The organism is Lentzea sp. NPDC005914, from assembly GCF_040629405.1.
Classification (GTDB): Bacteria; Actinomycetota; Actinomycetes; order Mycobacteriales; family Pseudonocardiaceae; genus Lentzea.
The window spans coordinates 47,604-73,309 of record NZ_JBEXVQ010000027.1 but is presented as its reverse complement, the minus strand read 5'-3'; the positions used below and the strand labels follow the sequence as shown (position 1 = coordinate 73,309).

Sequence of the window (25,706 nt, the reverse complement as noted above, 5' to 3'; positions counted from 1 at the left end):
GCACAGCGCCGTCATACAGCGCCGTCATACAGGGCCGTCGCACAGGGCCCGCCCGGTTCTGGAAGCATGCATGGGGTGCGCACCCCACCCCTCAAACCTCTGGCCAGGATCCGCCGCGTCGTGCTGCGCCTTCTCTTCGGCGCGCTCATCGTGGGCATCCTGGTGGTGGGCGGGACGGCGTTTCGCGTGTGGCAGGTCGCGCGTGTCGACGACTGGACGAAGGCCGACATGGCGATCGTCCTCGGCGCCGCGCAGTACAACGGCGTCCCTTCCGACGTGCTCGAAGCCCGGCTCGAACACGCGCTCGGCCTCTACAAGGAGGGCGTCGTCGGGTACATCGCGACGACCGGCGGCCGCCAGCCCGGCGACAACTTCACCGAGGGCCAGGTCGGCAAGCTGTGGCTGATCAAGCGCGGGGTCCCGGAGGACCACGTGCTGCAGGTCGGCGAGGGCGCGGACACGCTCGGCTCGTTGCGGGCCGTGGCCTCGGTCGCCAAGGAACGCGGCCTGAAGACCGCTGTGATCGTCAGCGACCCATGGCACTCGCTGCGCGCTCGCACGATGGCGGAGGACGCCGGTCTGCACACGTGGACGTCACCGACGCGCGTCGGCCCGAACGTGCAGACCCGCGAGACCCAGTGGTTCTACATCAAGCGCGAGACCGGAGCGTTGCTCTACTACCGCCTGATGAAGGCGCACGCCGGCGTGTTCGACGAGCTCAAGCTCCCTAAAATCGGCTGATGGGATACACCGGCCACGACGCGGAGCGCCTGCTCGCCGAAGAACCGAAGAGCGCCGCGCTGCCGGGCGCCCGCACCGACACCCGCACGCCGTACTCCCGCGACCGCGCCCGCGTGCTGCACTCCGCGGCGTTGCGGCGGCTCGCCGGCAAGACCCAGGTCGTCGGGCCCGGTGAGGGCTCCGAGGTCACCGGTGTCCCGCGCACGCGTCTCACGCACTCGCTGGAGGTCGCGCAGATCGGCCGCGGCATCGGTGAGGAACTGGGCTGCGACCCGGACATCGTCGACACCGCCGGCCTCGCGCACGACATCGGCCACCCGCCGTTCGGGCACAACGGCGAGAGGGCGCTCAACGAGCTCGCCGGACCGTGCGGTGGTTTCGAGGGCAACGCGCAGACGTTCCGCATCCTCGCCCGACTAGAACCCAAGTCCGCGCACGGCCTGAACCTCACGCGTGCGGTGCTCGACGCGTCGACCAAGTACCCGTGGACGCGCACGCCGGGCGTCGTGAAGTTCGGCGTGTACGACGACGACCTCGAGGTGTTCGAGTGGATGCGTGCGGGCGCACCGGACCGTGAGCGGTGCATCGAGGCACAGGTGATGGACTGGTCCGACGACGTGGCGTACTCGGTGCACGACGTCGAGGACGGCGTCCTGGCCCACCGCATCAGCCTCGGCGCGCTGGCCCGTGCCGACGAACGCCACGCCATCGCGTCGCTCGCCGCCAAGACGTTCTCCGACGAGTCCGTGGCCGCGCTCGAAGCCACCGCCGAGCAACTGCTCGAGCTGCCCGTGATCGGCTTCTGGACCGAGCACGAGTACGACGGTTCGCTCGGCGCGCAGGTGGCGTTGAAGAACCTCACCAGCGAACTGGTCGGCAGATTCGCGAGTGCGGCCGTGACCGCGACCCGCGAGGTCCACGGCGACGGCGCGCTCACGAGGTACAACGCGTCGCTGGAGATTCCACGCCAGGTCGCCGCGGAAGTGGCTCTGCTCAAGGCGATGGCCGTCCGGTACGTGATGAGCGACCCGGCCCGCCTGGTCATGCAGGCCAGACAGCGCGAGCTCGTCACGGACCTCGTCACCCGGTTGATGGAGCGCCCGGCGCTGCTCGACCCCGCGTTCCGCCCGGTGTTCGCGGCCGCTTCTTCTTATGCGGCACGACTTCGCGTCGTCATCGACCAGGTCGCGCTGCTCACCGACGCGCAGGCCGTGGCCTGGCACCGCGCATCGGCGTAGCTTCGAAGGCATGGCGGACGAGTCCAGACCGCCGGGCCGACCGTGGCCGTGGCGGAGACCGAGCCGGGAAGCTGTCGAAGCGGGCTTTTCGGCGGATGACGAGGGGGACGACGGTTCGGCCGGTGTGCGCGAACCTCGCCACCCGAAACCACTCGGGCCGATGGGAGGAGCGGGGGAGCGGCCCATCCCGGAAGATCCGATAGTGATGTCACTGCCAGATCCACGCCATTAGGGAGCCGTACGTGACCGATCAGGCCGACTTCGCTCTGACCACGCACCGCGTCGCCGTACCTGATCCGTCCTCCAACGCGTGCTGGTCGCCGTTCTCGGTGGCCAGTGCGCTCGCGTTGGCCCGCGAGGCCGCGCGTGGCGAGACCCGTGCCGAGCTCGACCAGCTGCTCGCCGGCTTCGACCCCTCCGACGCCCTCGACGTCCCCGAGTTGGCCGTGGCCAACACGCTGTGGGCGGACGACTACCTCACGCTGAACCCGGACTTCTCGCTCACGAAGTCGGTGCGGCGCACGGCGTTCAGCGACCCGATGACGGTCCGCAAGCTCGTCAACACCGACGTCGCCGAGACCACCCGCGGCCTGATCCCCGAACTGCTGACGAGCCCGCCGCCCCCGGACGCCGCGGCGATCATCGTCAACGCCCTGTACCTCAAGGTCGGCTGGCTGAACCCGTTCTCCGCCTGGGAGACCGCGCAGAAGCCGTTCCACGCGCCGGGCGGTGATGTGGACGTGCCGACGATGAAGGTCACCGAGAAGTTCCGCTACGCCCGCCACGACGGCTGGCAGACGGTCGTGCTCCCCGCGGCGTCCGGCGTCGAGGCCGTGATCCTGCTGCCGGACACGTCACTGGAGCAGCCGCTGTCCCCGTCGCTCTTCGAGGCGGGCAACCGGGTCAACCTCGAGCTCTCACTGCCCAAAGTGGACGTTCGCGAGAAGTTCCAGCTCAAGAACGTGTTGGAGCGCCTCGGGGTCCGGCGCATGTTCGCGAGGAACGCCGACTTCAGCGGTCTCTCGCCGGACGAGAGGCTGTTCGTCGACGACGTGCTGCACGAGGCCGTGCTGCGAGTCGACGAAGAAGGTCTGGAGGGCGCGGCGGCGACCGCCGTCACGTTCCGCACCGTGTCGATCGAGATCCCGACGGAGCCGATCGTGGTGCAGGTCGACCGGCCGTTCCTGCTCGCGGTCCGGCATGCTCGCTCCGGTGCGATCTACTTCCTCGCGCAGGTCGCCCGTCCGTAGACGCCTGGGGGATTTTTGACTGATCAGGCCGACTTCGCCCTGACACTGCCCAAAGTGGACGTTCGAGTGAACTTCGAACTGAGCGAGGAGCTGGAGCGGGTGGGGGTGAAGGCCGTGCTGAGAGTCGACGAGCACGGCCTGGAGGGTGCCGCCGCGACCGGATGGTGGTCCAGGTAGCCCAACCGTGATCATTTTCTCGGACCATTCGCCCTGATGGGCGAGCGTTTCGCACGGCGAGATCATGATCACGCCTTTACCGTTCCAGTCATGACCCAGCACGGTGCCGGCGAGCAGCTCGTCGTGCTCGCCGCGGCCGGCGCCACGCAAATCACCTGCTTCAGCGGCGTCACCGTTCCCGTCCTCCTGAGGACCGAGAGCTACGCGAAGGCGCTGGCCGCCGCGCTGGGCCTCAGCCCGGCCCCGGAGCTGCAACGCGACGGCGTGCTGCCGCGGTGTGTGTTCTTCATCCACGAGTACGCGCTGCGCACCGTCGTCGGGAACAACCGGCTGATGGAGGACCAGGTGCTGCACCTGCTGTTCCACGCGCCGTCGATCAGGGTCGTGCCGGCCAGCGCGGGCGGGGCCGCGGCGGTCGGGCTGGACTACGCGCTGATCCAGTACGAACACGAGCCGCCGCTGGTCTACCTCGCGAACTGGGTGCTCGCCAGCGACGCGGCCACCGTCGAACGGGCCGTGCTGGTCTTTCAGCGCATGCACGCCGTCGCTCTCGACAACGAGCGTTCGCGCGATCTGTTGATGGACTACGTGGCCGTGTACGACCGCTAACTCGGGTTGTTGCGGCGCAGGAAGAGCCGCATGCCGTCCTCGCCGGGCAGCGCGCACAGCAGCAGCCGGACGTTCTGGTGACGCACCGGCACCGCACACGAGTCGCCCGCCAGCAGCGTTCCCGCCAGCAGACCGGCCGACTCGTGGTCCATGTCCAGCACGAAGTCGTTGCTCATGCGAGGACCCTATGAGCTGCCCGCCCCGCAACCCAGTCACCCAAAGGTGTCACGTTCTGGCGCGCTGCCCCGTCCAGTGGGCATGACGAGGATCCAGGGAGTCACCAAGAAGCACGCTGGCCTGCTCACCAAGGCCGTCTACTGGTTCGCTCGGCGCGAGTTCGGGGCGGTGCCGGAGCCGGCCACGGTCCTGGCGCACCACCCGAAGCTGCTGATCGCGAGCGGCCGGCACGAGCTGGCGGTCAAGAAGGCCGTGAAAATTTCTGGACACGGGCCGTTGTTCGAGCTCTGCGTCTACCGGACGGCGGTCAAGCTCGGCTGCTCGTGGTGCGTCGACTTCGGCGCGATGCTGATGAAGCACGAGGGCCTGGACATCGAACGGTTGAAGCACATCGGCTCGTATGCCACCTCACCGCTGTTCACCGACATTGAACGCAAGGCGCTCGCGTACGCCGACGCGATCACGGACACGCCCGTCAGCGTCACCGACGAGCAGGTCGCGGAGCTGGAAAAGCTGCTGGGGCGCAAGGAGCTCGTCGCGCTGACCTACCAGATCTCGCTGGAGAACCAGCGGGCCAGGTTCAACAGCGCGTTCGGCATCAAGGACCAGGGATTCACCAGCGGCGACGCCTGCCGGATCCCGGCACACTAGAGAGGTGGAGAAGATCACCCTGACGGGTGCCCAGGAGACCATGCTCGCCACTCTGTACGGCCGCGCGGTGGACAGCGAGCAGCCCGTCTCCGTGCTGCACGACGACGAGGCGAAGCGTGCCGTCGACCGCATCGACTACGACTTCGCCAAGACCGGGATGAACCTGACGAGCGCGGTCGGTGTCGCCATCCGCGCAAGGGTTCTCGACGACTGGACCCGTGAGTTCATCGAGCGCAGCCCGACGTGCACGGTGCTGCACCTCGCGTGTGGGCTCGACACCCGCGCGCATCGTGTCGAACGGCCGGACACCGTGCGCTGGGTCGACGTCGACATGCCGGACGTCGTCGCGTTGCGGCACAAGCTGTTGCCCGAACCGACCGGCGACTACCAGCTCGTGGCGTCGTCGGTCACCGAGGACGCGTGGCTCGATCAGATCCCGGCCGACCGGCCTGCGGTGGCCGTGTTCGAAGGCCTCTCGATGTACCTGACGCGAGAAGAAGGCCACGCGTTGATCAGCAGGATCACCACCAGGTTCGCCAGCGGTGAGCTGCTGTTCGACGTCTACGGCTCGTGGGGGATCAAGCTGCAGAAGCTCGTTCCGGCCGTGCGCAACGCCGGTGCGACGCTGCACTGGGGCGTCGACGACCCGCGCGAGATCGAGGCACTGCGGCCCGGACTGACCACAGTGGACGCCTGGCGCAGCGTGGACCTGCCGCACCTGGGCGCGTTGCCCAGGTCCGGCAGGATCCAGATGAAGGTCGTGAGCGCGATCCCGAAGCTCCGCGACGTCGGGAAGGTGCTCAGGCTCCGGTGGTGACTACTCGATGACGAAGTCGAACTTGGCGGTGTAGCGGTTGCCGACGAGCGGGCCGAGCGCGACCTCGCACTCGCGGTCGAGGTAGCGGTCGCGCCGGTTCAGCGCGGCCACGTTCATCCCGTACGCCTTGAGGTTGTCCGGGAAGAACAGCTGCGTGGTGAGGATCGGGCCGTTCGCCGCCTGCACCTTGACGTGGATGTGCGGCGTGCGACCCGGATAGTCCTTGGGAATGACGGTTTCCAGCACGTACGCACCCGACGCGCCGGTGAACTGGTGCCCGCGCATCTTGAACGTCGTGTTGTCGTACACGCCCTTGTCATCTGCCTGCCAGAAGTCCAGCAGTGCGTGCTGAATGGGGGCGCACTTCATCGTGTAGACGAACCCGGTCAGGCTGAGCACGACCCCGGTGACACCGGTGGTGCGCAGGTTCGTGCGTTCCGGGGAGTTGCGCTTGAAGTAGGGACCTTCGATGTTCGACGGGGTGTCGTCGTCATCGACGCAGGTCGGCGTGAGGGGAAGAGGGGCGCTGCGGGCGGTCGTGGTACCGGCCGCGGTCAGCGCGATCGCCGCCGCCGCACCTGTCGCCATGAACGTCCGGCGGGTGGGTTTGTCTTGTTCGGGCATGATCGGACTCCGTTGGTTGCAACCCGCGGCAGGGGGCTTGGGCTGGACCAACGCAGAACGTTAGTGACTAAACGATCCCGGGCCTAGTTACGGTCTGGACCAAAGTCCACGTGGCCGAGCTTGTCCGGGTTCGCGATGTCGTAGACGGCGAACACCTTGCCGTCGTGCACGGCGAACGTCGTGACGCGGGCCGCCACGTCCCCCTGCGCGGGGAAGACGATGCCGAGCTCGCCGTTGACCAGCACGGGCCGCATCTCGGGGAGGTCGTCCTCGAAGCCGTACTTGCGCAGGAGACCGAGGAGGAAGCGGGCCACCTTGTCCGCGCCGGTGACCATGTTGACCGTCGTGCGCACCTTGCCGCCGCCGTCGCCGACCATCACCGCGTCCGGGTGCAACAGGCCCAGCACCGCGTCGATGTCACCGCTGGACATGGCCTGGAGGAACTTCTCCAGCACCTCCTGCTGCTCGGCCAGCGCCGCGCGGGGTGGCGGCTCGGCGCCCGAGACGGCCTTGCGCGCACGGGAGGCGTGCTGCCGGGCGGAGGCTTCCGAGACCTGCAGCACGTCCGCGATCTCGTTGAACGGCAAGGAGAACGCGTCGTGCAGCACGAACGCCACGCGCTGGTCGGGAGTGAGCTTGTCCAGCACGACCAGCGCCGCCATGCGCACGCCGTCCGACCGCACCACGGACGCCAGCGGATCGTCGGCCTCGGTGGTGGTGAGCAGCGGTTCCGGCAGCCACGAGCCCACGTAGGTCTCACGGCGCACGGCCGCGGACCGCAGCCGGTCCAGGCAGATGCGGCTGACGACGGTCGTGAGCCAGGCGCGGTCCTCCTGGATGCCCTCGGCCGCCGAGTAGCGCAGCCACGCCTCCTGCACGGCGTCCTCGGCGTCGGCGACACTGCCGGTCAGCCGGTACGCGACGCCGATGAGGTGACTGCGGTGCTCGTCGAAGCTCACCTTCGCAGTCTGACAGGAGCCGCGGACGGGCGTGTCCGGACCCGTCGGCGTGCGCCAGGACATTCGCTGTCAGAGGACAACGGCAGGTGGCGGGGAGTGGACGAACGGATCGGGTTCGTCAGCGCATAGACTCGGGGTGTGGCAGGACGCATCAGGGAAAGCGACATCGCATTGGTGCGTGAGCGCAGCCGCATCGACGAGGTCGTCGGCGACCACGTCTCGCTGAAGCGAGCCGGCGGTGGAGCGCTCAAGGGGCTCTGTCCGTTCCACGACGAGAAGACGCCGTCGTTCAACGTCCGCCCCTCGCACGGCACGTTCCACTGCTTCGGCTGCGGCGAGGGCGGCGACGTGATCGCCTTCGTGATCAAGGTCGAGCACCTGTCGTTCGTGGAGGCCGTCGAGCGGCTCGCGGACCGGGCGGGCATCCAGCTCACCTACGAGGGCGGCGGCGCCACGAGCCAGCGCGACCGCGGCACCCGCAGCAGGCTCATCGAGGCGCACAAGGCGGCGGCCGAGTACTACGCGGAGCAGCTCGCGACGCCTGACGCGAAGGCGGCGCGCGAGTTCCTGGCCGAGCGCGGGTTCGACGAGGCGGCGGCACGCCAGTTCGGCTGCGGCTTCGCGCCCGGCGGCTGGGACAAGCTCACCAAGCACCTGCTGGGCCGCGGGTTCGAGCTGCAGGAGCTGATCAAGTCGCAGCTCACCAAGGAGGGCCGCCAGGGGCCGATCGACCGGTTCCACCGGCGGCTGCTGTGGCCGATCAAGGACATCGGCGGCGAGACCGTCGGGTTCGGCGCGAGGCGGATCTTCGACGACGACCCGATCCAGGCGAAGTACCTCAACACCAGCGAGTCGATGATCTACAAGAAGTCGCAGGTGCTGTTCGGGCTCGACCAGGCCAAGCGGGAGATCGCGAAGCGCAAGCAGGCGGTCATCGTCGAGGGCTACACCGACGTGATGGCGATGCACCTGGCGGGCGTGCCGACGGCGGTCGCGTCGTGCGGCACGGCGTTCGGCACCGACCACATGAACGTGCTGCGCAGGCTGCTGATCGACGACGACGTGAACGGCGAGGTCATCTTCACCTTCGACGGCGACGAGGCAGGTCAGAAGGCCGCGCTCAAGGCGTTCGAGGGGGAGCAGCAGTTCTCCGCGCAGACCTACATCGCGGTGGCGCCGGACGGCATGGACCCGTGCGAGCTGCGGCAGGCCAAGGGCGATGTGGCGGTGCGCGACCTGGTGGCGCGGCGCACGCCGTTGATCGAGTTCGCGATCAAGGCGCAGCTGCTGGCGTACGACCTCGACTCCGTGGACGGGCGCGTCGAGGCGTTGAAGAAGATGGTGCCGTTCGTCGCGCAGATCAAGGACCGCGCCAAGCGCGACGGCTACGCGACCAGGCTCGCCTGGTGGGTGGGCTGGGACGACGAGGCCATGGTCGTGCGGCGGGTCCGGCAGGTCGCCGGGGGCAAGGCGCCCATGGCGGCCGCTCAGCGCGTCGACCCGAACCAGATCGCGCTGGGCGTGGAGGTCGACGGACCGCCCCGGCCGAACCCGCGGGACATCTCGCTGTCACCGGAACGAGAGGTGCTCAAGGTCGCGCTGCGGCTGCCCGAGTACGCCGGTCCGCTGTACGACTCGCTGCCCGAGGAAGCCTTCACGCACCCCGCGTACATGGCGCTGCACCGGGCGATCCGCGACGCCGGTGGCGCGTCGTCGGGCCTGGCGGGCACGGCGTACCTGGACGCGATCTCGCAGCAGTGTTCGCACGCGTCGGTGCGGTCGGTGCTGACGGAGCTCGCGGTGGAACCGCTGACCGTCAAGCAGGACGACGAGTTCCGGTACGTGTCGATGGTGATCGCGCGCCTGCAGGCCGTGCAGGTCGGCAAGCAGATCGAGGACGTGAAGTCGCGGCTGCGCAGGCTGTCGCCGATCAAGGACGCCGACGAGTACCGGGCGCTGTGGGGCGACCTGGCCGCGTTGGAGGAGTACCGCAAGGGACTCGTGCAGCAGAGCGCTGGAGTGCTGTAGTGGGGCTGTTCCGCCGGTTGTTCGGCTCTGGTGCGCCGGACGGGTTCACGGGGTCGCTGGAGCCGGACGAGACCGTGGTCGCTCATGCACCCGTGCCGGACGGGCATCTTGTCGCCACGTCGCTCGGGCTGTGGGTGCCGGGGCCGCGGCGGATCGGGTGGCACCTGATCAGCAAGGCGAAGTGGGAGGGCGCGCTGCGGGTGATCGAGGCGCGGGAGGCCGGCGTGGAAGGTCCCGTCGTGTTGCTTGAAGACCTTCCCGCGCAACGGTTCGCCGTCGAGGAACCCGGTCGGGTGCTGAAGGCGATCAGCCAGCGCGTCGAGGGGTCGATCCGGCACCGCGAGCGCGTCGAGTCGCCCGGGGTGTGGATCCTGCAGCGCAAGATCCCCGGCCGGGACGGGTTCGTGTGGCAGGCGCGGGGCGACGCCGGCGTGGACCTGGAAGCCGTGCGGGCGGCTGTTTCCGCGTTCGCTTCAAGGCTTGCAGGCTAGCAGTACGCGTGTACTGTTAGCCGCATGTGGGATCCGGCGCAGTACCTGGCCTTCGCCGATCACCGGGCGCGGCCGTTCTACGAGCTTGTGGCGCGCGTGGGGGCCGAGTCCCCGCGCCGCGTGGTCGATGTGGGCTGTGGGCCCGGAAACCTGACCGCGTCGCTGTCTTCGCGGTGGCCTTCCGCTGTGGTGGAGGCGTTCGACTCGTCGCCGGAGATGGTCGAGGCCGCCCGTGCCGCGGGTGTCGACGCTCGGGTGGATGACGTGACCACCTGGGAACCGTTGCCCGACACCGATGTCGTGGTGTCCAACGCGGTCCTGCAGTGGGTCCCGTCGCATCCCTCGATCGTGGAGAAGTGGGTCGCGGCACTGCCTTCCGGCGCGTGGCTGGCGTTCCAGGTGCCCGGCAACTACGCCGACGCGTCGCACCGGCTGATCCGCGAGGTCGCAGGGCCGTCGCTGGAGCACGTCTTCCGGGCGGAGAAGCCCGTGCTGGACCCGATCGAGTACGCGGAGCTGCTGGCTGGCTGTTCCTCTGTGGACGCTTGGGAGACCACGTACGTGCAGCGGCTCGCCGGGCCCGACCCGGTGCTGGAATGGGTCAGTGGCACGGCTTTGCGGCCGGTGCGGGCGGCGCTGTCCTCATCGGACTGGGACGCCTACGTCGCGGAACTGGCGCCGCGGCTGCGCGAGGCGTACCCCGAGCGAGCCGACGGCACCACGTGGTTCCCGTTCAGGCGGATCTTCGTGGTGGCCCAGGTGTGAAGATCGTCACGCCCTAGGCACGCGGAGTGGTGGCCGGCGGCGTCACAGGACGTCCGTTGGCCTCCTCCTGGTGGCGCCACGGAGCCTTCTCCGCCGCCTTCTCCGCAGCGTCCGCGGCCAGGTCTTTTGCCTGGTGAGCGGCCTCGAACGCCTTGTCCTTGGCCTGGCTCGCCGTCCTGCGCACCGTGGGGTTGGAGGTGAAGCGGTGCCACATGCGCACGATCTGGTCGTAGCGCTCCCGTCCGGCCTTGGCGCCGAGCACGTAGCCGACCGCCATGCCGACCATGATGCCCTTCATGGGGTCTCCTCTCACATCGTGGCTGGTCAGAAGCCATCCTGCCGCAAAACGGGGGGTGGTTGAAGAACCCGTTTTGAGACTCATGTAGAGTTACCCACTGTCAGGAGGAACCAAGCCTGACGCGCGGGACACAACAGAACATTCCCCCATAGCTCAATTGGCAGAGCATGCGACTGTTAATCGCAGGGTTACTGGTTCGAGTCCAGTTGGGGGAGCGTAACAGCAGGTGAGGCCCTATCCGTTGCGGATAGGGCCTCTTCTCGTTTCGTGCGGAGTTGGCCTGTGCGCATGATCTCGGTGATTACCGCCGTCTACGACCCGGAGCCCCACCACCTCCTGCAGGCGTACCGATCGCTGGCGTCGCAGGAGCTTCCGGACGGCTGGACGTGGGAATGGCTGGTGCAGCAGGACGGGCGCACCGGCGTCGCCGCTTCGGTTCTGCCGCATGACGATCGCGTCAGCCACGGCTCCGGACGGCACGGCGGGGTGGCGATCACCCGCAACCTCGCGCTGTCCCGTGCGCGGGGCGAACTGGTGAAGAACCTGGACCAGGACGACGTTCTGACCGCGGGAGTGCTGGCCAGGGACGTCGCCGCGATCTCCTCCGGCGTCCAGTGGACCACGTCGCGGGCGCTCGACCTGATGCCCGACGGCTCGCTGGTCGCGTTCGACGGCGACCCCGCGCACGGCCGGCTTGAACCCGGTGTGGTGCTCGAACTCTGGCGCCGCAACAACTTCCGCTTGCCCGTGCACCCGACCACGATGTGCATGCGACGCGATCTCGCGGTGATGCTGGGCGGGTGGATGGCCGTGCCGGGCAGTGACGACACCGGGCTGTTGATCGCCGCGAGTGTTCTTTCGAGTGGTTTTTTCGAGTCGGCGGTCGGGCTGCACTACCGGAAGTGGCCTGGGCAGGGGTCTTCGGAGGGCAGCGAGCACTACGAGGCCGTCGAGTGGAACGCGCGGATGAAGCTGATCAACGAACGGGCCGAGGCGCTCCAGTCCATGCGGGACGCCGTCAGGTAGGCGGCTTGGACGCACCTGGTCCGCAGGGCTTCGTCTTCGAGCATTCTCGTGACGGCTTCGGCGAGCCCGGTGCTGTCCGCGAGCAGCGCGTTCTCGTTGTGGCTGCAGAAGTCCTCGACTCCGCCGTTGCGTGTGCTGACCACCGCGGTTCCGCACGCCATCGCCTCGGCCACGGGGAAGCCCCAGCCTTCCGACGCCGAGCTGCACAGGTGGACGGCGCTGCGGTGATAGACCTGGTCGACGAGCTTCTCGCCGCTCAGGCCGTGGTGGTAGGTCATCCACTCCGGCAGGTCGTCGGGCCTCGGGCCGACGCCGAACGCGTTCACCGTGAGGTCCGGGATGGTCCGCCGGACCTCGCTGAGCGCGGCCACGCCCGTTGCGAATCCCTTGGCGGGATGCTTGCTGACGAGCAGTGAGACCGAGTGGCCGCGTGGACGGTCTTCTGCCGGTGGCCGGAACGTGTCGTGGTCCAGGCCGTTCGGCACGACCGCGACGTGCTGGTTGCCGAGGTCTTCGAGTTTTCCTGCCACGTAGGTGGAGACGGCGACTTTGGGCACGTCCAGCTTCAGCACTTCGTGTACTTCTTCGATGTCGTCCCACGTGTCGTAGGCCTGGACGAGGTGGAACGGCCTGCTCTGGACGTGGGGGAGCAGGCGGCCGGTCTTCCAGTGCGTCGCGAACGTGACGTCGGCCGGCGGGAGGGCGTGCGGCTCCAGTTCCGGCACGATCACCAACCGGACCCCTGGGTCGATCTCGAACCAGCTCAGGGCGGACCGCAGACGAGGCTGGCTGCGGCCGTGCCACAGGTCGCGCATGGCCTCGCGAACGTCGCCCTTCCACCGTTCGTGGACGACGGTGACCTCGCATCCCAACGCCGTCAACCGGTTCGCGTACTCGTAGACGACCCGGAAGCCGCCGATCGGGCCGCGCGGGAAGACGGGCAGGACGAATGTGATGCGCAACGTCGTTCCTTGCCTAGGAGAGCACTCAGCATGTCATCCGACTGGGGCCTGGTGCTTCGCCGGTGGTTCGGTCAGCTTGGGTGGATGGCCCGCTTCGCGAACCTCCGCCGCATCACGTCGCTGGACCCCGTCGCCGACCACGAGGAGATCATGCGGATCTCCGCGGGCCTGGAGTTCCCGTGGGACTACCAGAAGTCGCTGGAGCTGGCGCTTTTCCGCACGTACTGCGTGCCTTCGATCTCGGGCCTGCTGGAGCGCACCGGCGAGTTCGAACGCCGCCCGCAGAAGCGCTACGACGACACCGCCGTGCTGATGGCCGAACTCGTCGAACACGGCTACGACTCGCCGCGCGGGCGTGAGGCGTTGCGTGTGGTGAACCGGCAGCACGGCCGTTACGACATCTCCAACGACGACATGCTCTACGTGCTGTCGACGTTCATCTACGACCCGATCGACTGGCTCACGCAGTACGGCTGGAGACCGCTGACGCTGGGCGAGCAGCTCGCGGCGTTCCACTTCTACCGCGCGGTCGGCTCTCGCATGGGAATCCGGGAGATTCCCGAGGACTTCGACGCTTATCGGGCCTTCAAGGTGGCCTACGAGCAGGAGCACTTCGTGTTCGCGCCGTCGAACCACCGCATCGGCCAGTACACGCTGGACCTGTTCTGCTCGTGGTACCCGTCGGCGCTCTCGCCTGTCGTCTCACGGGCCGTGGTCGCGATGCTGGACCCGCTGATGGTGCGGGCGTTCGGGTTCTCCTCGCCACCTGCCTGGGTCGGCGCCGCGGGCCGGCTGGCGTTGCGGGTGCGGGCTTCGGTGGTGCGGCGGATGCCCGTGCGGCGCGAGCTGAAGCTGACCCGTGCGCGCAACCGCACCTACCCCGGCTACCCGGACGGCTACCGGCCGTCGGACCTCGGGGCGATCTCCAGCACCGCGAGCTGACCGTTGAGCGAGAAGCCCATGGCTTTGAGGAACTCGTTGCCGGGCTTGAACTCGTCGAGGCGGACGTGGACGTGCGTGATGGCGGGGTAGCGCTGCGTGAGCGCCCGGACCATCTCGCTGCCGATGCCCCACCTGCGAAGATCCTTGGGCACCAGGAAGAACCCGATGCTCGCGTGGTGCGGCGCGGGATGGTCGACGACCAGGTCGACGAACCCGATCATGCCCTGGGCCTCGGCGACGAGCAGGTGCTTCTGCTCGTCGCGGGCACCTTCGGGCAGCGCGTAGAAGAGGCTCTGCACGTCACCGGGCCCGGACGGGTGGCCCGTGGCAGCCTGGAACCAGTCGTCGCAGTCGGCGAACAGCCGCAGCACCTCGGGCTCGTCCGCCGGGGTGAAGTCGCGGAGGGTCAAACGCACGCGTGCAGCCTATGTGTCGCTCGCCACGGGGGTGCGCAAGGGCCGTTCGGCGTGATCGGTATCCTCCACCACGCAGCGTTAGCGGCTTTGGTGGAGTTGGTCCGCCGCTGCAGGGGGCAGTAGCTCAACCGGTCAGAGCAGCAGACTCATAATCTGTCAGGTTGTCGGTTCGAATCCGACCTGCCCCACGGCCTCGGGCTGACCATGCTCAGTGGCTGCGCCACTTTCGCCAGGTCGGCCGTCGTGATGGTGGGGGGCCGAGCCCCCAAACCCCCCACGGCGTGGTCGGTCCGGCCCAGCGTGGCCGGGTTCCGGTTTCGCCCACCGCGTGTCAGGTCGCGCGCAGGCCTTCGACGTAGATCGACAGGAAGCGCCGCCACTCGCCGGGCGAGTCCCGGATGACCTGGGCCATCGCCCTGGTCAGCGTGGCCAGGTCCGCGACCGAGTAGTCGGCGCGCAGCACTCCGGCCTCGACCGCGCGCGTGATCAGGGTTTCCGCGTGGCCCGCGCCTCGGTGGCAGGCTGAGACGACTTCCGGGGCGTTGGGGAGGTCGCGGGCGAGCACGTCGTTCAGGCCGCGGTCCTCGGCCTGCAGGGCGTAGAGGTCGTCGAGGTAGCCGGCGAACGCGTGCCACGGGTCCGGGTCGGTCAGGGCCTTCTCGCCGATGACGTCCAGGGCGCCGAGGCGTTCGGGGAAGATCGCCGACGCGAAGTCCTCGCGGGTCGGGAAGTGCTTGTAGAGCGTGCCGATGCTGACCTCGGCGCGGCGGGCGATGTGTTCCAGCGGCACGTCGAGGCCGCGTTCCGCGAAGAGTTCCGCGGCCGCTGCCAGCAGCTTCTCCCGGTTGCGTGCCGCGTCCGCACGCAGGGGCCTCGACGCGGTGACCATGGGCGGATCCTACTCGGCGGCTAAGTCGAGGGTTGCCTCGAGTTCTGTGGTAGCGTCGGGCGCAGTAAGTCGAGGGTGGCCTCGAATTAGTCTTCTGAAGGGTGAAACCCATGTCTCCCACCGCAGTTGTGCTCGGCGTCGGTCCTGGGCTCGGCATGTCCATTGCGCATCGGTTCGGGCGTGAGGGGTACGAGGTCATGCTGGTGTCGCGGCGCGGTGACCGGCACGCCGGATATCTCGCCGCGCTCGCCGACGCGGGTGTGAAGGCCCGGGCGTTCGCCGTCGACCTGCGCGACCGCGTGCGGTTGCTGTCCACATTGGACGAGGTCGGGGCGGTGGACGTCGTGTACTACGGGCCGGGTGCCAGCGATCTGAACGACATTCCGGGGGAGATCACGTCGACCACGTCCGCCGAGGCGCGTGCCGCCATGGAGTGGCTCTACCCGGCGATCGACGTCGTCCAGCACGTGCTGCCGGGCGTGACCGGACGCGGCGGCGGCCTGCTGTTCGCCGGTGGGCTGAGCGCGGTGGTGCCGATGCCGATGCTCGGTGCGCTGGCGCTGGGGGCGGCCGCGTTGCGCAACTACGCCGTGACGCTGAACGCGGCGTTGGCCGAGAAGGGTGTGTACGCGGGCACGCTCACGATCGGCGGTGCCATCGAGCGCAGCGACATCTACGAGCTGGTCGCGAGCAAGCCCGAGAAGTTCGGCGAACTGGGCGGGCGCACGCTCGACCCGGACGACATCGCGGAGGCCGCGTGGCAGATGTTCGTCAAGCGGGACCGGGCGGAGGAGGTGTTCAACGTGCTCTAGAAGTGAGGGCGGTTCGAGACCGCGTGAGGGGTCGGTCTCGAGCAGCTCGCGGGGTGCGGCAGCCGAGTCCTGTGTGGACATGAAGAAGGGCCTCCCGCGAACGAACTCGCGGGAGGCCCTTCCCCGTGCTCAGCCTTGCTCTTTCAGCTCAACGCTCTTCTTCATGCCGGCGATGAACCGTTCGACGACGTCCGCCGTGATCAGCTCGGCATCGTCGTCACTGCGGCCCGCGCGGATGGCGGTCAACCGGGAGGACGCCTCCCAGCGGAGGTCGCGGGTGTAGGTCTCGACCCAGGACGTCCCGTCCGAGTCCACCCGCTCCCGCGCCACCGCGAACGGATCCTCCTTCGTCCAGCCGCTGCGGACGATCGCGTAGTACCTGTACTCCGGACCGCGAATTCCCCCGGCAACCTTCCGGGCCACACCACTAGCTGAACATGTCGAACGTGAACTGCGTCGCGTCCTTCGGGAACTCCACCTGCGTGAGGATCAGCGCCGACTTCGCGTCGAACCGGTCGTACTCCGCCTGCCACTCCGCCCAGCGGTTCTTGAACTTCTTCGGGTCGGGGTGGAGCCTGAGCCCCTTCGCCTGCAACGCGTTCAGCGAGTTCAGAACAGATCGATCGGTCCCTTCACCTCATCGAGGTCGCAGGCCGCCTTGCGTCGCAGCGAGTCGAGTTTCGCTGTTCGATGCGGGCTTGAGTTCCGTTGACTACGGTTGAACACGTGCGAGTGGCGACGTGGAACGTGAACTCAGTCAAGCAACGCGTGCCGAGGCTCCTGCCCTGGCTGGACCAGCGCAAGCCCGACGTCGTGTGCCTGCAGGAGACCAAGCTGGCCGACGACGCGTTCACCGCGCTGCTCGGGTCCGAGCTCGAAGCCCGCGGGTACGAGGTGGCGCTGTTCGGCGAGACGCAGTGGAACGGCGTGGCGCTGCTGTCCCGCGTGGGTCTGGCCGACGTCGAGGTCGGGGTCGCTGGGGCGCCCGGATTTCCGCACGTCGAGGCTCGTGCCGTGGCCGCCACGTGCGGTGGGGTGCGGGTGCATTCGCTTTACGTGCCCAACGGTCGTGAGCCCGAGTCGGACCACTACAAGTACAAGCTGGAGTGGCTCGCGGCCCTGCGCGACGTTCTGGAGACGGGGCCGGCCGACGCCGTGGTGTGCGGTGACATCAACATCGCTCCCGCCGACGCCGACGTGTTCGACCCGGAGGCCTACATCGGGCAGACGCACGTCACCGAACCGGAACGTGCCGCGCTGCAGGCCATTCAGGCGCTCGGGTTCCACGACGTGGTGCGGGACCGGTGGCCTGCTGAACGGATCTTCAGCTACTGGGACTACCGCGCCGGCATGTTCCACCGGGACCTCGGCATGCGGATCGACCTCATCCTGGCGAGCGACAGCGTCGCGCCTCGCGTGCGGGCGGCGTGGATCGACCGGCACGCGCGCAAGGGGACCGGGCCCAGCGACCACGCGCCGGTGATCGTGGATCTGGACGAGGCTCCGGACGGGGACATCGGGCCCGTCGTCCCGCCGCCCTCGTCGCCAGGAGTGAAGAAGAAGGTCAAGCTGCCCCAGGCGAAGTAGGCAGCGTGACGGTGAAGGCGGCGCCGCCTTCCGGGGCCGGGCCCGCCTTGATCGTGCCGCCCATCCGCGTCACCAGACCGTGCACCAACGCCAGGCCCACGCCGGTGCCGACCGGGCGACTGTCCTGGTAGCGGGCGTGCAGCACGCCCCGGTCGAACGCCACCGGGTAGTCCTCCGGCGCCAGGCCGGGGCCGCCGTCGCGCACCTCCAGCACGGACGACAGCGCGAGCACCACGGGCCGGCCCGGTGGGGTGACGCGCAGGGCGTTCTCCATCAGGCCGTCGATGACCTGGCGCAACCGGCGCGCGTCGGCCCAGACCGTCGGCGACGCCGTGATGTCCAGGGAGAACACCGCGCCGCGCGCGTGGCAGCGGGCGTGCCAGACCTCGGCGGCCGAGCGGACCACGGGTTCCAGTGCCACGGCGGCCAGGTCCAGGCCGAAGTCGTCGGCGCCGAGGCGGGCCAGGTCCAGCAGGTCGGTGACCAGGCGGTCCAGCCTCCGTGCCTCGTCGAGGATCACGGTGCCCACGGGGGCCACCTGCTCACCGGAGACCACGCCGTCGGCCAGCGACTCCGCGAAGCCCGTCACGGCGGTCAGCGGGGTGCGCAGCTCGTGGGAGACGGAGAGCAGGAAGTCGCGCTGACGGGACTCGCTGCGCTGCAAGGCATCCGCGAGCGAGTTGACCGACGTGGCCACCTCGGCCAGTTCGACGGTGCCGACGACCGGGACGCGCAGGTCGCGGCGGCCCGCGCTCATCGAGTGGGCCACGGACGCCACGCGGCGCAGTGGCCGGGCCAGCACGGTGCCCAGGGCGAGGCCGGCCAGGCAGGCTACGGCCAGACCGATGCCCAGGGCGAAGATGATGTTGCGGACCAGTTTGCGGTAGGTGTTGCCGGTCTCCGTCTCCTGCACGAGGGCGAAACCGCCGGCACCGGACGCGCGGGCTTCCACGTTCAGCCGGCCGCTCACGCCGGACACCGGTGGGCCGTTGCGCACACGTTCGACGTTGACCTCGCGAGCGGCGCGGACGGCGGCGCGGTCAGAGCCCGACAGCTCGCCGGCGGGGGAGATGCGGACGATCGCGATGCCCTGGCCCTCGAGGACCTGTTCGATGCGGTTGTTGGAGATCTGACCGGAGACCACGTCGGCCTGGCTGCGCAGGAACTCGCGGCTCACCTGCTGCGAGGTGGACAGCACGAGCCGGACGGACACGACACCGGCCACCAGGACGGCGACGAACGCGACTCCCAGGCACAGCAGGGCGATGCGGACGGCGAGGTTCATGACGCGTCCGCCGAGTACCCGACGCCACGCACTGTCCTGATAGGACTCAACTCCCCGAACTTCGACCGCAGCTGGGCGATGTGGACGTCGACGGTGCGCGTGCCGGCGACCGAGGCGTAACCCCACACGGCGCTCAGCAGCTGCTCGCGCGAGAACACCTGGCGCGGATGCTTCATCAGGTAGGCGAGCAGACCGAACTCCGTTGAGGTCAAAGACACTTCGGCGGATCCGGCGAACGCACGACGTTCACCGACGTCCAGCCGCACCGACCCCACCTGCAGGACGTCCGGCACGCCACCGGCGGAGCGCCGCAGCACGGTTCGGACGCGCAAGGCCAGTTCGCGCGGGCTGAACGGCTTGGTGATGTAGTCGTCGGCGCCCAGTTCCAGGCCGAGCAGGCGGTCCACCTCGTCGTCGCGCGCGGTCACGAACAGCACCGGCGTCCAGTCGCCCGCCGCACGCAACGCGCGGCAGACCTCGATGCCGTTCATGCCCGGCAGGCCGACGTCCAGCACGACAGCGACCGGCGAGAGAGCGCGGACCGCGGCCAGTGCCGCGTCCCCCGAGGACTCGACCTGCACGCCGAAACCGTCGCGCCTGAGGTAGAGCGCGACGAGCTCGGCGATCGCCGGTTCGTCCTCCACGACGAGCACCAGGCCACGTTCCACGCGTTCACCCCGGCTGGTTGATGTCCGACTCGATGCTGTTCAGCGTCGACTCCACATCATCGAGGTCCGACGGCGGGGCCTCGCTCCGGCACGCCGTCAGCGACACCAGCAGAGCCAGAACCGCGATCCACCTCACTTGGACCCGCAGTGCTCGGACTTGAACTTCTCGACGCGCTCGCCAGCCTTGGCGAGCTTCACCAGCTGCGCGTCACGCAGCTTCAGCCGGGCGTCCAGGACGTCCGCACGCGCCGTGTTGCCCGCCTTGCGAGCGTCAGCGGCCTTCTGCTCGATCCACTTCTTCGAGCCCAGCGTCTCGGGGCTGCCGTTGATCTTGTCGGTCAGCGCCTTGACCCGAGCCTCGACCCGGGGCACGCGGTTGGAGCAGATCTGCTGCACCTTCTCCGGGCTGATCGTGATCGGTTCCTGCGCCGACGCGGTCCCCGCGCCCAACAGCAGCATCCCCGCCACGAGCCCACCGATTCGCGAAATGTTCATGGCACAGAACGATGACCGAGCACCGTCAGAACCGAGTCCGCCGAATGTTCGGGTTGTGCAAAGATCCCGAAGATCACTGGCGAAGATCACTACCGCAGCGACACCCCGCGAGAGGCCGCCGCCTGCACCATCGGCCGCATCCGGTCCCACACCCGCTCGGACCGCAGTCCCTCGGCCGCGCTGACGGCCTGCATCCCGATGGTCCGGCCCTGATCGGTGTCGCCGTCCAGGAAGTGGCACGAGGCCAGCGCGATCAGGCAGAACGTCCAGCTGCGCGCCATCGCGGGCCCGAACCGCTCGATCGCCGACGACAACGCCGGAATCGCGTGCCGGGTGTCCCCGAGCTCGGCGTAGATGGTCCCGATCATCGCCGTCAGGTCGGTCTCGTCGTGGAAACGGGCCCAGTCCGGCACGTGCGTGTGGTCCGCGCGCTCGAACGAGTCCTTCGCCTTGCCCATCGCACGCAACGCCTCCGCGGAACGGGCCTGACGCGCGTACGCCCACGCTTCGTTCGAGTGCATGATGCTCGCCGCCAACGGCGCGAACGCACCTCTCTGGAAGTAAGCCAGCGCATCACCCGGTGCGCCGTGATGGAGGTGCACGCGTCCACGGCGATAAACGATGTTGGTGGTCAGATCCTCGTCGTGACGCGCGAAGTCCAGCGCACGGTCGAAGTGGTGGTACGCGGCCCCGACCTGACCGCTGTCGAACGACGTCCATCCCGCGAGGTTGTGCAGATCGGCCACCGCGGACAGCAGACGCGACCGCACGGCGTCCGAAGCGGAAGCCGCCAGCAGCTGCTGGGCCCAGTAGATCCGCACGACGACGGCGTCGCGGCACGCCCCTCCGCCGTACTGGTAGTCGACCGACCTCAGCGAACGCGTCTGCGACTCCAGCTGTTCCACATCGCTCATCCCGATGCGGGCGGAGTGCGGTGGTGGGAAGTACGCAGGATCTGCCATGTGGAATACCTCTGCGCCGCGCCGTCAGAAGTCGAGCGTAGGGTGCCCACGAGCGGGTGAGAAGAGGGTTCGACGCCGAATGGAATTCGGCGCAAGCGGCGATTAAACAGGTATTAATGCGGGTATACCTGATTCCGCCGACGGCGCAAGATTCTTCCTATGAGGCGACGCGCGCACCTGCGGCTGGTGACCTCCTCCGAGGCCGTGGACCTGACCTTGACAGCGGTCCTGAGCGCCGAAGATCTTGCCGAGGAGCTCGGCCTCGATCCCCACGCCCGAGTGACGTGCGGCCTGCATCGTTGCTGGTTGCACCAGTGCGTGGCCTCGCCGGACCACGTCATCCCCGTCACCGGCCACCGCTGGTGCCGCCCGTGCGGCAGCGCTCTCGAGGTACATGTCGACGAGACGACAGCGCGCCTCTTCTGTCCGAGGTGTGGAACAGGAACGCCGGACACGGCGGCGAATCGCCAGGTCGTCAGGGCGTGCAGCACGAGCCTTGCGGCGATGCACGCCCTGGGGTGCGCACAGTAGAACGACCCGGAAGCGTTAAGCCTGGTGGGTGAAGACGGCGGCCTCCGGGAGATAGCTCGGGGGCCGCTGGCTGTCCTCCGGCACGTCGAGCAGCGCCCAGATGATGTGCCGCCCGCCACCGGCCGGCGTTTCGCCCATGGAGAAGTTGCAGACGGCGATGGACGCGACGTTGCGCCGCATGATGTGCCACTGCCTGAGGTCCAGGCGTGCGGTCGTGCGCACGGCAACGGACATCTTGTCGCCGCGCATGCGCAGCAGCAGCGCCAACGGGCTGTCGTCGTCCTCGATGTGCGACACGAGCTCGACCGCCACCTGCGGCGCGACGTCGAGCAGTGCCTGGACGCCCCACCGTTCGCAGGCACGTTCGGTGATCCGCTCGGCCACGTGCGGCAGGCACCGGCACGACGGCAGCGCCGCGTCCACCCGGTCCTCGTGCCGCAGCCGCACGACGGCGGCCAGCGCGGCCTGCGTCGTCGTGTACATCGGGATGTGGCGGGGGAGACCGCGCGATCCCAGCGTGGACCGCAGCTGGTGGTCACTGACGACGAGGCTCAGCGAGATGCCCGGCCAGCGCGCCGCGGACAGCCACACGACGTCGAACACCACGAGCAGCGCGGGCGACTCGGCGACGAGGTCGTCGAGTTCCACCACGACGCCGACGAGTTCTTTCGTGGCGCAGTCGAGCAACACGTCCTGCACGCGCATGTACGTCGACCAGTCGAGGCGGCCGCTGAACCGGACGACGAGCACACCGTTCTGCTCGCGGATCTTCACGTCGAGAAAGTCACCGGTCATGATCCGTCCCCTCCCGCAGGCGTCTCCCAGCTTTCAAGACTGGTGATGTCACAACAGGAGCCCTAGGGGGTAACTACCCGTGTTTCGCCGTTGGTGCCTCCGGGGGACCGCGTTGCAGCAAGAGATCGCGCAGACCTAGGGTGCGGCTGTGGGCGGTTCGCTTTCCCCAGGTCGCAAAGGCAACTTGCCTGCCGACACAACTAGTTTCGTCGGCCGCAGGACCGACGTCACCGAGGTGAGAAGACTCCTGTCCGAGTCTCGCCTCGTCACCCTTACGGGTGTTGGTGGCGTCGGTAAGACACGGCTGGCGTTGAAGGCCGCCGCCGAGACGTCCCGTGCCTTCCGCGACGGGGTCTGGTTCGTCGAACTGAGCGGCGTCACGGACCCGGAACTGGTCGTGCACACCGTCCTCGAGCAGCTCGGCGTCCACGACGACACGGTCCGCCAGCACCGCACCGTCCTGGTGGAACACCTGCGCGACCGGCAGCTGCTGATGATCCTCGACAACTGCGAGCACGTCATCGAGGCCACCGCCGGTCTCGTGGACGTGTTGCTGCGCAGCGTGCCCGGACTGCGCGTCCTCATCACCAGCCGGGAACGGCTCGGCGTCGACGGCGAGCACCTCTGGCAGGTCGCGCCGCTGCCACGGGACCCCGCCCTGACCCTGTTCGCGGAACGAGCGGCGGCCGTCGAGCCGGGATTCGTCGTCGACGTGGGCAACCACGAGAAGGTCACCCAGATCTGCGTGCTGCTGGGCGGTATCCCGTTGGCCATCGAACTGGCGGCGGTGCGCCTGCGGGTGCTCACGCTCGACCACCTTCTGTCCAGATTGGACGACACGTTCCGGGTGCTCGCGGACGGCAAGCGCGGCGGCGACCCCCGCCACCAGACGCTGCAGGCCGCCGTCGACTGGAGCTTCCACCTGTGCACCCGCTCCGAGCAGATCCTGTGGGCACGGGCGTCGGTCTTCTCCGGCACGTTCGACCTGGAGGCCGCCGAACGGGTCTGCTCCGGTGACAGCGTCGCGCCCGAGGAGGTCATGCACTCTCTGTCGGGCCTGGTGGACAAGTCGGTCGTGGTCGCCGAGCAGCACCCGTCCGGCACGCGCTTCCGGCTGCTGGAACCGTTGCGCCAGTACGGCCTGGAGAAGCTGCGGGGCGCCGGCCGCGAACAGGTGATGCGGGAACGGCACCGCGAGCACTTCATCGAGTGGGCGGAGCGCCGCGAGAAGGAGTGGTTCGGCCCGGTCCAGCCGCAGATCTTCTCGCGCACGCGCCTGGAACACGCGAATCTGCGGTCCGCGCTGGACTTCTGCTTCGAGGAGGGCAGCGAGCGGGGCGTGCACCTGGCCTCGACGCTGTGGTTCTACTGGGCGTGCTGCGGGATGCTCGGGGAGGGCAGGCACTGGCTCGACCGCGCGCTGCTCACCCCCGCGCCCGACGCCGACCGCGCGAAAGCCCTGTGGGTCAACGGATACGTGGCGACGCTGCAGGGCGACCTCACCGCGTCGACGACCATGCTTGAGGAGTGCCGCCAGTACGCGAAGTCCGTGGGCGACGGGCCGGCGCTGGCCTACGCGACGCACCGGCTGGCGTGCACGTACCTCGTCGGCGACGACCTCGACCAGGCCGACGGGCTGTTCGAGGAGGCCGTCCGTCTCTACGGCAAGCTGGGCACCGTCAACAGCCACACCATGCTCGCCGACATCGAGCTGGCGATCTCGGCGACGTTCCAGCACGACTTCGCCGCCGCGGAACGGCTCTGCATGCGGGCGAAGACCGTCGGCGAGGAGCACGGCGAGCTGTGGGCGCAGGCGTACGCGATCTACGTGCTGGCGTTGTGCGCGTGGGTCAGCGGCGACCTCGCGCGGGCCGACCAGCTCGGCCGCGAGTGCCTGCGGATCAAGCGGTCGTTCCACGACCTGCTCGGCATCGTGCTCGCGATCGAGGTGCTGGCCTGGATCGCGGCCTCGCAGGGCAACGTGGTGCGCGCGGCGACGCTGCTGGGCGCCACCACCGAGATCTGGCAGTCGGTCGGCTACCCGATGTTCGGATCGCGGTACTTCGGCGCACCGCACGGCGAATGCGAGTCCAAGACCATCGCCGCGCTGGGCGAGCAGGAGTTCCGCGCCGTGTTCCGCAAGGGCATGGACCTGGAGCTCGACGACGCCATCTCGTTCGCGATCGGCGAGGAACATCCGCCAGAGCCGGTGACCGTGGTGGCCACGCCGTTGACCAGGCGCGAGCAGCAGGTGGCGGACCTGATCGCCGGTGGCCTGACGAACAAGGAGATCGCGGCCCGGCTGGTGATCGCGCGCCGGACCGCCGAGGGACACGTCGAACGGATCCTGCAGAAGCTCGGCTTCACCTCACGCGCCCAGATCGCCACCTGGGTCACCGAGAGACGCACCTAGTCGATGCAGGGGATGCCGTCGTTGGTCGGAGGAGGAGGCGGTGCGCTGGCCAGTTCGGTCACCTTCTTGCGCACCTTCTCCGCGTCGACCTTGTTCACGTCCTGACCGTCGATGTTCGCGCCGCCCTCGACCGGCAGCGTGTCGAACCGCACCTCGCTCGGGATCCTGCTCGCGAACTCGCCGAGGTCGAACCGGGAGTCCAGCACGACGTCCTGCTTCGCCATGTCGATCATCGCCTGGATCGCGGAGACGTCCGCGCCCTTCAGCCGGCGCGCGACGGCCGACAGGAACGCCTGCTGGCGCTTCGTGCGGTCGAGGTCGCCGTTGGGCAGGCCGTGCCGCTGCCGCACGAACGACAGCGATTGACCGGCGTCCAGGTGCTGCCTGCCGGCCGGGAAGTCCGCGCCGGACAACGGGTCCTTCGTCGCGTTCTTGAGGCATACGTCCACGCCGCCGAGCCCTTCGGCGATGTGGAAGAACCCGATCAGCGAGATCTCCACGAGGTGGTCGATCGGCTGGTTGAGGAACGTCGCCACCGTCTGCGCCTGGGCCTTGCGCCCGGCCTCACGCCCCGCGCGTTCCAGCGTCCGCTTGTCGTGCTGGCCGGCCGCCTGCAGCCGGTCCTCCTCGGCGACCTTGGCCCGCCCGTACGCCTCCTTGATCTTGCCCTCGCCACCGGACGACAGCGGCACGAGGTTGTCGCGCGGCACCGACATCGCGATCGCGGGCCCGGATGTGGGGATGTGCAACAGGATCAGCGTGTTCGCGTTGTAGCCGCCGCGGTCGCTCTCGCCCGCCTGCATGCGCCGCAGGACGTCGTCGGGCAGCGGTTCGCCGTGCATGTCCAGCCGGGTCGTGAGCCCCATGATCAGGATGTTGCGGCCGGACGACGAGCGCGGAGCGTCGTCGGGGATCGCGTCGGAGCGCTCCACGCCGTTCGAGATCGTGGACACGGTGGCCCACGCGATGCCCGACACGACGAGCACGGCGGCGCACACGACCACCCACGCGGTGCGCATGAAGACGAGAAAGGCCGTGCGGTGATAGCGGCCACGTGATTGCATGAAAAGGACACCCCCGCGGTTATTCTACGTGGTC

At 68.8% G+C, this 25,706-nt stretch carries 31 protein-coding genes and 2 tRNA genes; 17 read left to right on the top strand and 16 right to left on the bottom strand.

The window, feature by feature from the left end; translation table 11 throughout:
- Window positions 1–75: 75 nt before the first annotated feature.
- From ABZ345_RS32030 to ABZ345_RS32010, 5 genes are all read left to right on the top strand, one after another.
- Window positions 76–741, top strand: a complete 666-nt coding sequence (locus ABZ345_RS32030; RefSeq protein ID WP_359856933.1) for a YdcF family protein — start codon at window positions 76–78, stop codon at window positions 739–741.
- Window positions 741–1,979, top strand: a complete 1,239-nt coding sequence (locus ABZ345_RS32025) for a deoxyguanosinetriphosphate triphosphohydrolase (protein WP_359856930.1) — start codon at window positions 741–743, stop codon at window positions 1,977–1,979. The genes ABZ345_RS32030 and ABZ345_RS32025 overlap by 1 nt, the downstream gene beginning before the upstream one ends.
- A 242-nt stretch (window positions 1,980–2,221) precedes the next feature.
- Window positions 2,222–3,229, top strand: a complete 1,008-nt coding sequence (locus ABZ345_RS32020) for a serpin family protein (RefSeq protein ID WP_359856927.1) — start codon at window positions 2,222–2,224, stop codon at window positions 3,227–3,229.
- 54 nt (window positions 3,230–3,283) lie between these two features.
- A complete protein-coding gene (locus tag ABZ345_RS32015) occupies window positions 3,284–3,406 on the top strand; it encodes a hypothetical protein (protein WP_359856924.1) in 123 nt (40 codons plus the stop codon).
- A 90-nt stretch (window positions 3,407–3,496) separates the two neighbouring features.
- A complete protein-coding gene (locus tag ABZ345_RS32010; RefSeq protein ID WP_359856921.1) occupies window positions 3,497–4,015 on the top strand; it encodes a Scr1 family TA system antitoxin-like transcriptional regulator in 519 nt (172 codons plus the stop codon).
- On the opposite strand, the gene ABZ345_RS32005 is transcribed toward ABZ345_RS32010, so the two are convergent.
- Window positions 4,012–4,191 (bottom strand): hypothetical protein, encoded by a 180-nt coding sequence (locus tag ABZ345_RS32005; protein WP_359856920.1) that lies wholly within the window; start codon window positions 4,189–4,191, stop codon window positions 4,012–4,014. The two genes, ABZ345_RS32010 and ABZ345_RS32005, sit on opposite strands and share 4 nt — an antisense overlap.
- Window positions 4,192–4,273: 82 nt before the next feature.
- On the opposite strand from ABZ345_RS32005, the gene ABZ345_RS32000 reads away from it, so the two are divergent.
- Complete coding sequence (locus ABZ345_RS32000) at window positions 4,274–4,843, top strand: carboxymuconolactone decarboxylase family protein (RefSeq protein WP_359856917.1); 570 nt, start codon at window positions 4,274–4,276, stop codon at window positions 4,841–4,843.
- 4 nt (window positions 4,844–4,847) lie between these two features.
- Window positions 4,848–5,660 (top strand): class I SAM-dependent methyltransferase, encoded by an 813-nt coding sequence (locus ABZ345_RS31995; protein WP_359856914.1) that lies wholly within the window; start codon window positions 4,848–4,850, stop codon window positions 5,658–5,660.
- Here ABZ345_RS31995 and ABZ345_RS31990 read toward each other — a convergent pair whose 3' ends face one another.
- Complete coding sequence (locus ABZ345_RS31990; RefSeq protein WP_359856912.1) at window positions 5,661–6,284, bottom strand: dioxygenase; 624 nt, start codon at window positions 6,282–6,284, stop codon at window positions 5,661–5,663.
- A gap of 83 nt (window positions 6,285–6,367) precedes the next feature.
- Complete coding sequence (locus ABZ345_RS31985) at window positions 6,368–7,243, bottom strand: sigma-70 family RNA polymerase sigma factor (RefSeq protein ID WP_359856909.1); 876 nt, start codon at window positions 7,241–7,243, stop codon at window positions 6,368–6,370.
- Window positions 7,244–7,381: 138 nt separating this feature from the next.
- Here ABZ345_RS31985 and dnaG point away from each other — a divergent pair, with 138 nt between their 5' ends.
- Genes dnaG through ABZ345_RS31970 form a run of 3 tightly spaced genes read left to right on the top strand, consistent with a single transcriptional unit; the run spans window position 7,382 to window position 10,527 of the window.
- Entirely contained in the window at window positions 7,382–9,271 is a 1,890-nt protein-coding gene (gene dnaG / locus ABZ345_RS31980; RefSeq protein WP_359856906.1) for a DNA primase, read from the top strand.
- Window positions 9,271–9,762 (top strand): hypothetical protein, encoded by a 492-nt coding sequence (locus tag ABZ345_RS31975; protein WP_359856904.1) that lies wholly within the window; start codon window positions 9,271–9,273, stop codon window positions 9,760–9,762. The genes dnaG and ABZ345_RS31975 overlap by 1 nt, the downstream gene beginning before the upstream one ends.
- A 24-nt stretch (window positions 9,763–9,786) precedes the next feature.
- On the top strand, window positions 9,787–10,527 hold the full coding sequence (locus ABZ345_RS31970) for a trans-aconitate 2-methyltransferase (protein ID WP_359856902.1): 741 nt from the start codon (window positions 9,787–9,789) through the stop codon (window positions 10,525–10,527).
- Window positions 10,528–10,540: 13 nt separating this feature from the next.
- Here ABZ345_RS31970 and ABZ345_RS31965 read toward each other — a convergent pair whose 3' ends face one another.
- A complete protein-coding gene (locus ABZ345_RS31965; protein WP_359856899.1) occupies window positions 10,541–10,825 on the bottom strand; it encodes a hypothetical protein in 285 nt (94 codons plus the stop codon).
- 142 nt (window positions 10,826–10,967) lie between these two features.
- Here ABZ345_RS31965 and ABZ345_RS31960 point away from each other — a divergent pair.
- A tRNA-Asn gene (locus ABZ345_RS31960) sits at window positions 10,968–11,040 on the top strand.
- A 73-nt stretch (window positions 11,041–11,113) separates the two neighbouring features.
- Window positions 11,114–11,851: a glycosyltransferase family 2 protein gene (locus ABZ345_RS31955; RefSeq protein WP_359856896.1), complete on the top strand. Its 738-nt coding sequence runs from the start codon at window positions 11,114–11,116 to the stop codon at window positions 11,849–11,851.
- On the opposite strand, the gene ABZ345_RS31950 is transcribed toward ABZ345_RS31955, so the two are convergent.
- A complete protein-coding gene (locus ABZ345_RS31950; RefSeq protein ID WP_359856893.1) occupies window positions 11,764–12,813 on the bottom strand; it encodes a glycosyltransferase family 4 protein in 1,050 nt (349 codons plus the stop codon). The genes ABZ345_RS31955 and ABZ345_RS31950 overlap by 88 nt on opposite strands.
- A gap of 84 nt (window positions 12,814–12,897) precedes the next feature.
- Between ABZ345_RS31950 and ABZ345_RS31945 the strand changes: the two genes are divergently transcribed.
- Complete coding sequence (locus ABZ345_RS31945; protein WP_359856890.1) at window positions 12,898–13,755, top strand: oxygenase MpaB family protein; 858 nt, start codon at window positions 12,898–12,900, stop codon at window positions 13,753–13,755.
- Here the strand turns inward: ABZ345_RS31945 and ABZ345_RS31940 are convergent.
- Window positions 13,710–14,171, bottom strand: a complete 462-nt coding sequence (locus tag ABZ345_RS31940) for a GNAT family N-acetyltransferase (RefSeq protein ID WP_359856886.1) — start codon at window positions 14,169–14,171, stop codon at window positions 13,710–13,712. The two genes, ABZ345_RS31945 and ABZ345_RS31940, sit on opposite strands and share 46 nt — an antisense overlap.
- Before the next feature lie 113 nt (window positions 14,172–14,284).
- Here ABZ345_RS31940 and ABZ345_RS31935 point away from each other — a divergent pair.
- Window positions 14,285–14,359, top strand: a tRNA-Ile gene (locus tag ABZ345_RS31935).
- Between the two features lie 143 nt (window positions 14,360–14,502).
- Here the strand turns inward: ABZ345_RS31935 and ABZ345_RS31930 are convergent.
- Window positions 14,503–15,060, bottom strand: coding sequence for a TetR family transcriptional regulator (locus ABZ345_RS31930; RefSeq protein WP_359856884.1), 558 nt, complete (start codon window positions 15,058–15,060; stop codon window positions 14,503–14,505).
- A 110-nt stretch (window positions 15,061–15,170) separates the two neighbouring features.
- Here ABZ345_RS31930 and ABZ345_RS31925 point away from each other — a divergent pair, with 110 nt between their 5' ends.
- Complete coding sequence (locus ABZ345_RS31925; RefSeq protein WP_359856881.1) at window positions 15,171–15,872, top strand: SDR family NAD(P)-dependent oxidoreductase; 702 nt, start codon at window positions 15,171–15,173, stop codon at window positions 15,870–15,872.
- 129 nt (window positions 15,873–16,001) lie between these two features.
- Here the strand turns inward: ABZ345_RS31925 and ABZ345_RS31920 are convergent, their stop codons facing one another.
- Both ABZ345_RS31920 and ABZ345_RS31915 read right to left on the bottom strand, forming a co-directional pair.
- Window positions 16,002–16,295: a hypothetical protein gene (locus ABZ345_RS31920; RefSeq protein ID WP_359856878.1), complete on the bottom strand. Its 294-nt coding sequence runs from the start codon at window positions 16,293–16,295 to the stop codon at window positions 16,002–16,004.
- A gap of 4 nt (window positions 16,296–16,299) precedes the next feature.
- Window positions 16,300–16,467, bottom strand: coding sequence for a hypothetical protein (locus ABZ345_RS31915; RefSeq protein WP_359856875.1), 168 nt, complete (start codon window positions 16,465–16,467; stop codon window positions 16,300–16,302).
- Window positions 16,468–16,598: 131 nt separating this feature from the next.
- Here ABZ345_RS31915 and ABZ345_RS31910 point away from each other — a divergent pair, with 131 nt between their 5' ends.
- Complete coding sequence (locus tag ABZ345_RS31910) at window positions 16,599–17,459, top strand: exodeoxyribonuclease III (RefSeq protein WP_359856872.1); 861 nt, start codon at window positions 16,599–16,601, stop codon at window positions 17,457–17,459.
- On the opposite strand, the gene ABZ345_RS31905 is transcribed toward ABZ345_RS31910, so the two are convergent.
- The 6 genes from ABZ345_RS31905 to ABZ345_RS31880 all read right to left on the bottom strand — a co-directional run bounded on the left by ABZ345_RS31905 (window position 17,437) and on the right by ABZ345_RS31880 (window position 22,195).
- Window positions 17,437–18,744: a HAMP domain-containing sensor histidine kinase gene (locus tag ABZ345_RS31905; protein ID WP_359856869.1), complete on the bottom strand. Its 1,308-nt coding sequence runs from the start codon at window positions 18,742–18,744 to the stop codon at window positions 17,437–17,439. The two genes, ABZ345_RS31910 and ABZ345_RS31905, sit on opposite strands and share 23 nt — an antisense overlap.
- Window positions 18,741–19,412, bottom strand: coding sequence for a response regulator transcription factor (locus ABZ345_RS31900; protein WP_359856867.1), 672 nt, complete (start codon window positions 19,410–19,412; stop codon window positions 18,741–18,743). Before ABZ345_RS31900 ends, ABZ345_RS31905 begins: the two co-directional genes overlap by 4 nt.
- A 4-nt stretch (window positions 19,413–19,416) precedes the next feature.
- Complete coding sequence (locus tag ABZ345_RS31895; protein WP_359856864.1) at window positions 19,417–19,548, bottom strand: hypothetical protein; 132 nt, start codon at window positions 19,546–19,548, stop codon at window positions 19,417–19,419.
- Window positions 19,545–19,907: a hypothetical protein gene (locus ABZ345_RS31890; RefSeq protein ID WP_359856861.1), complete on the bottom strand. Its 363-nt coding sequence runs from the start codon at window positions 19,905–19,907 to the stop codon at window positions 19,545–19,547. The genes ABZ345_RS31895 and ABZ345_RS31890 overlap by 4 nt, the downstream gene beginning before the upstream one ends.
- Window positions 19,908–19,996: 89 nt before the next feature.
- Window positions 19,997–20,869, bottom strand: a complete 873-nt coding sequence (locus ABZ345_RS31885; protein WP_359856858.1) for a hypothetical protein — start codon at window positions 20,867–20,869, stop codon at window positions 19,997–19,999.
- Window positions 20,870–21,415: 546 nt separating this feature from the next.
- Complete coding sequence (locus ABZ345_RS31880; protein WP_359856856.1) at window positions 21,416–22,195, bottom strand: hypothetical protein; 780 nt, start codon at window positions 22,193–22,195, stop codon at window positions 21,416–21,418.
- A gap of 235 nt (window positions 22,196–22,430) precedes the next feature.
- On the opposite strand from ABZ345_RS31880, the gene ABZ345_RS31875 reads away from it, so the two are divergent.
- Window positions 22,431–24,608, top strand: coding sequence for a LuxR C-terminal-related transcriptional regulator (locus ABZ345_RS31875; protein ID WP_359856853.1), 2,178 nt, complete (start codon window positions 22,431–22,433; stop codon window positions 24,606–24,608).
- Here the strand turns inward: ABZ345_RS31875 and ABZ345_RS31870 are convergent.
- Window positions 24,605–25,672, bottom strand: coding sequence for an LCP family protein (locus ABZ345_RS31870; protein ID WP_359856850.1), 1,068 nt, complete (start codon window positions 25,670–25,672; stop codon window positions 24,605–24,607). The two genes, ABZ345_RS31875 and ABZ345_RS31870, sit on opposite strands and share 4 nt — an antisense overlap.
- Between the last annotated feature and the right edge of the window lie 34 nt (window positions 25,673–25,706).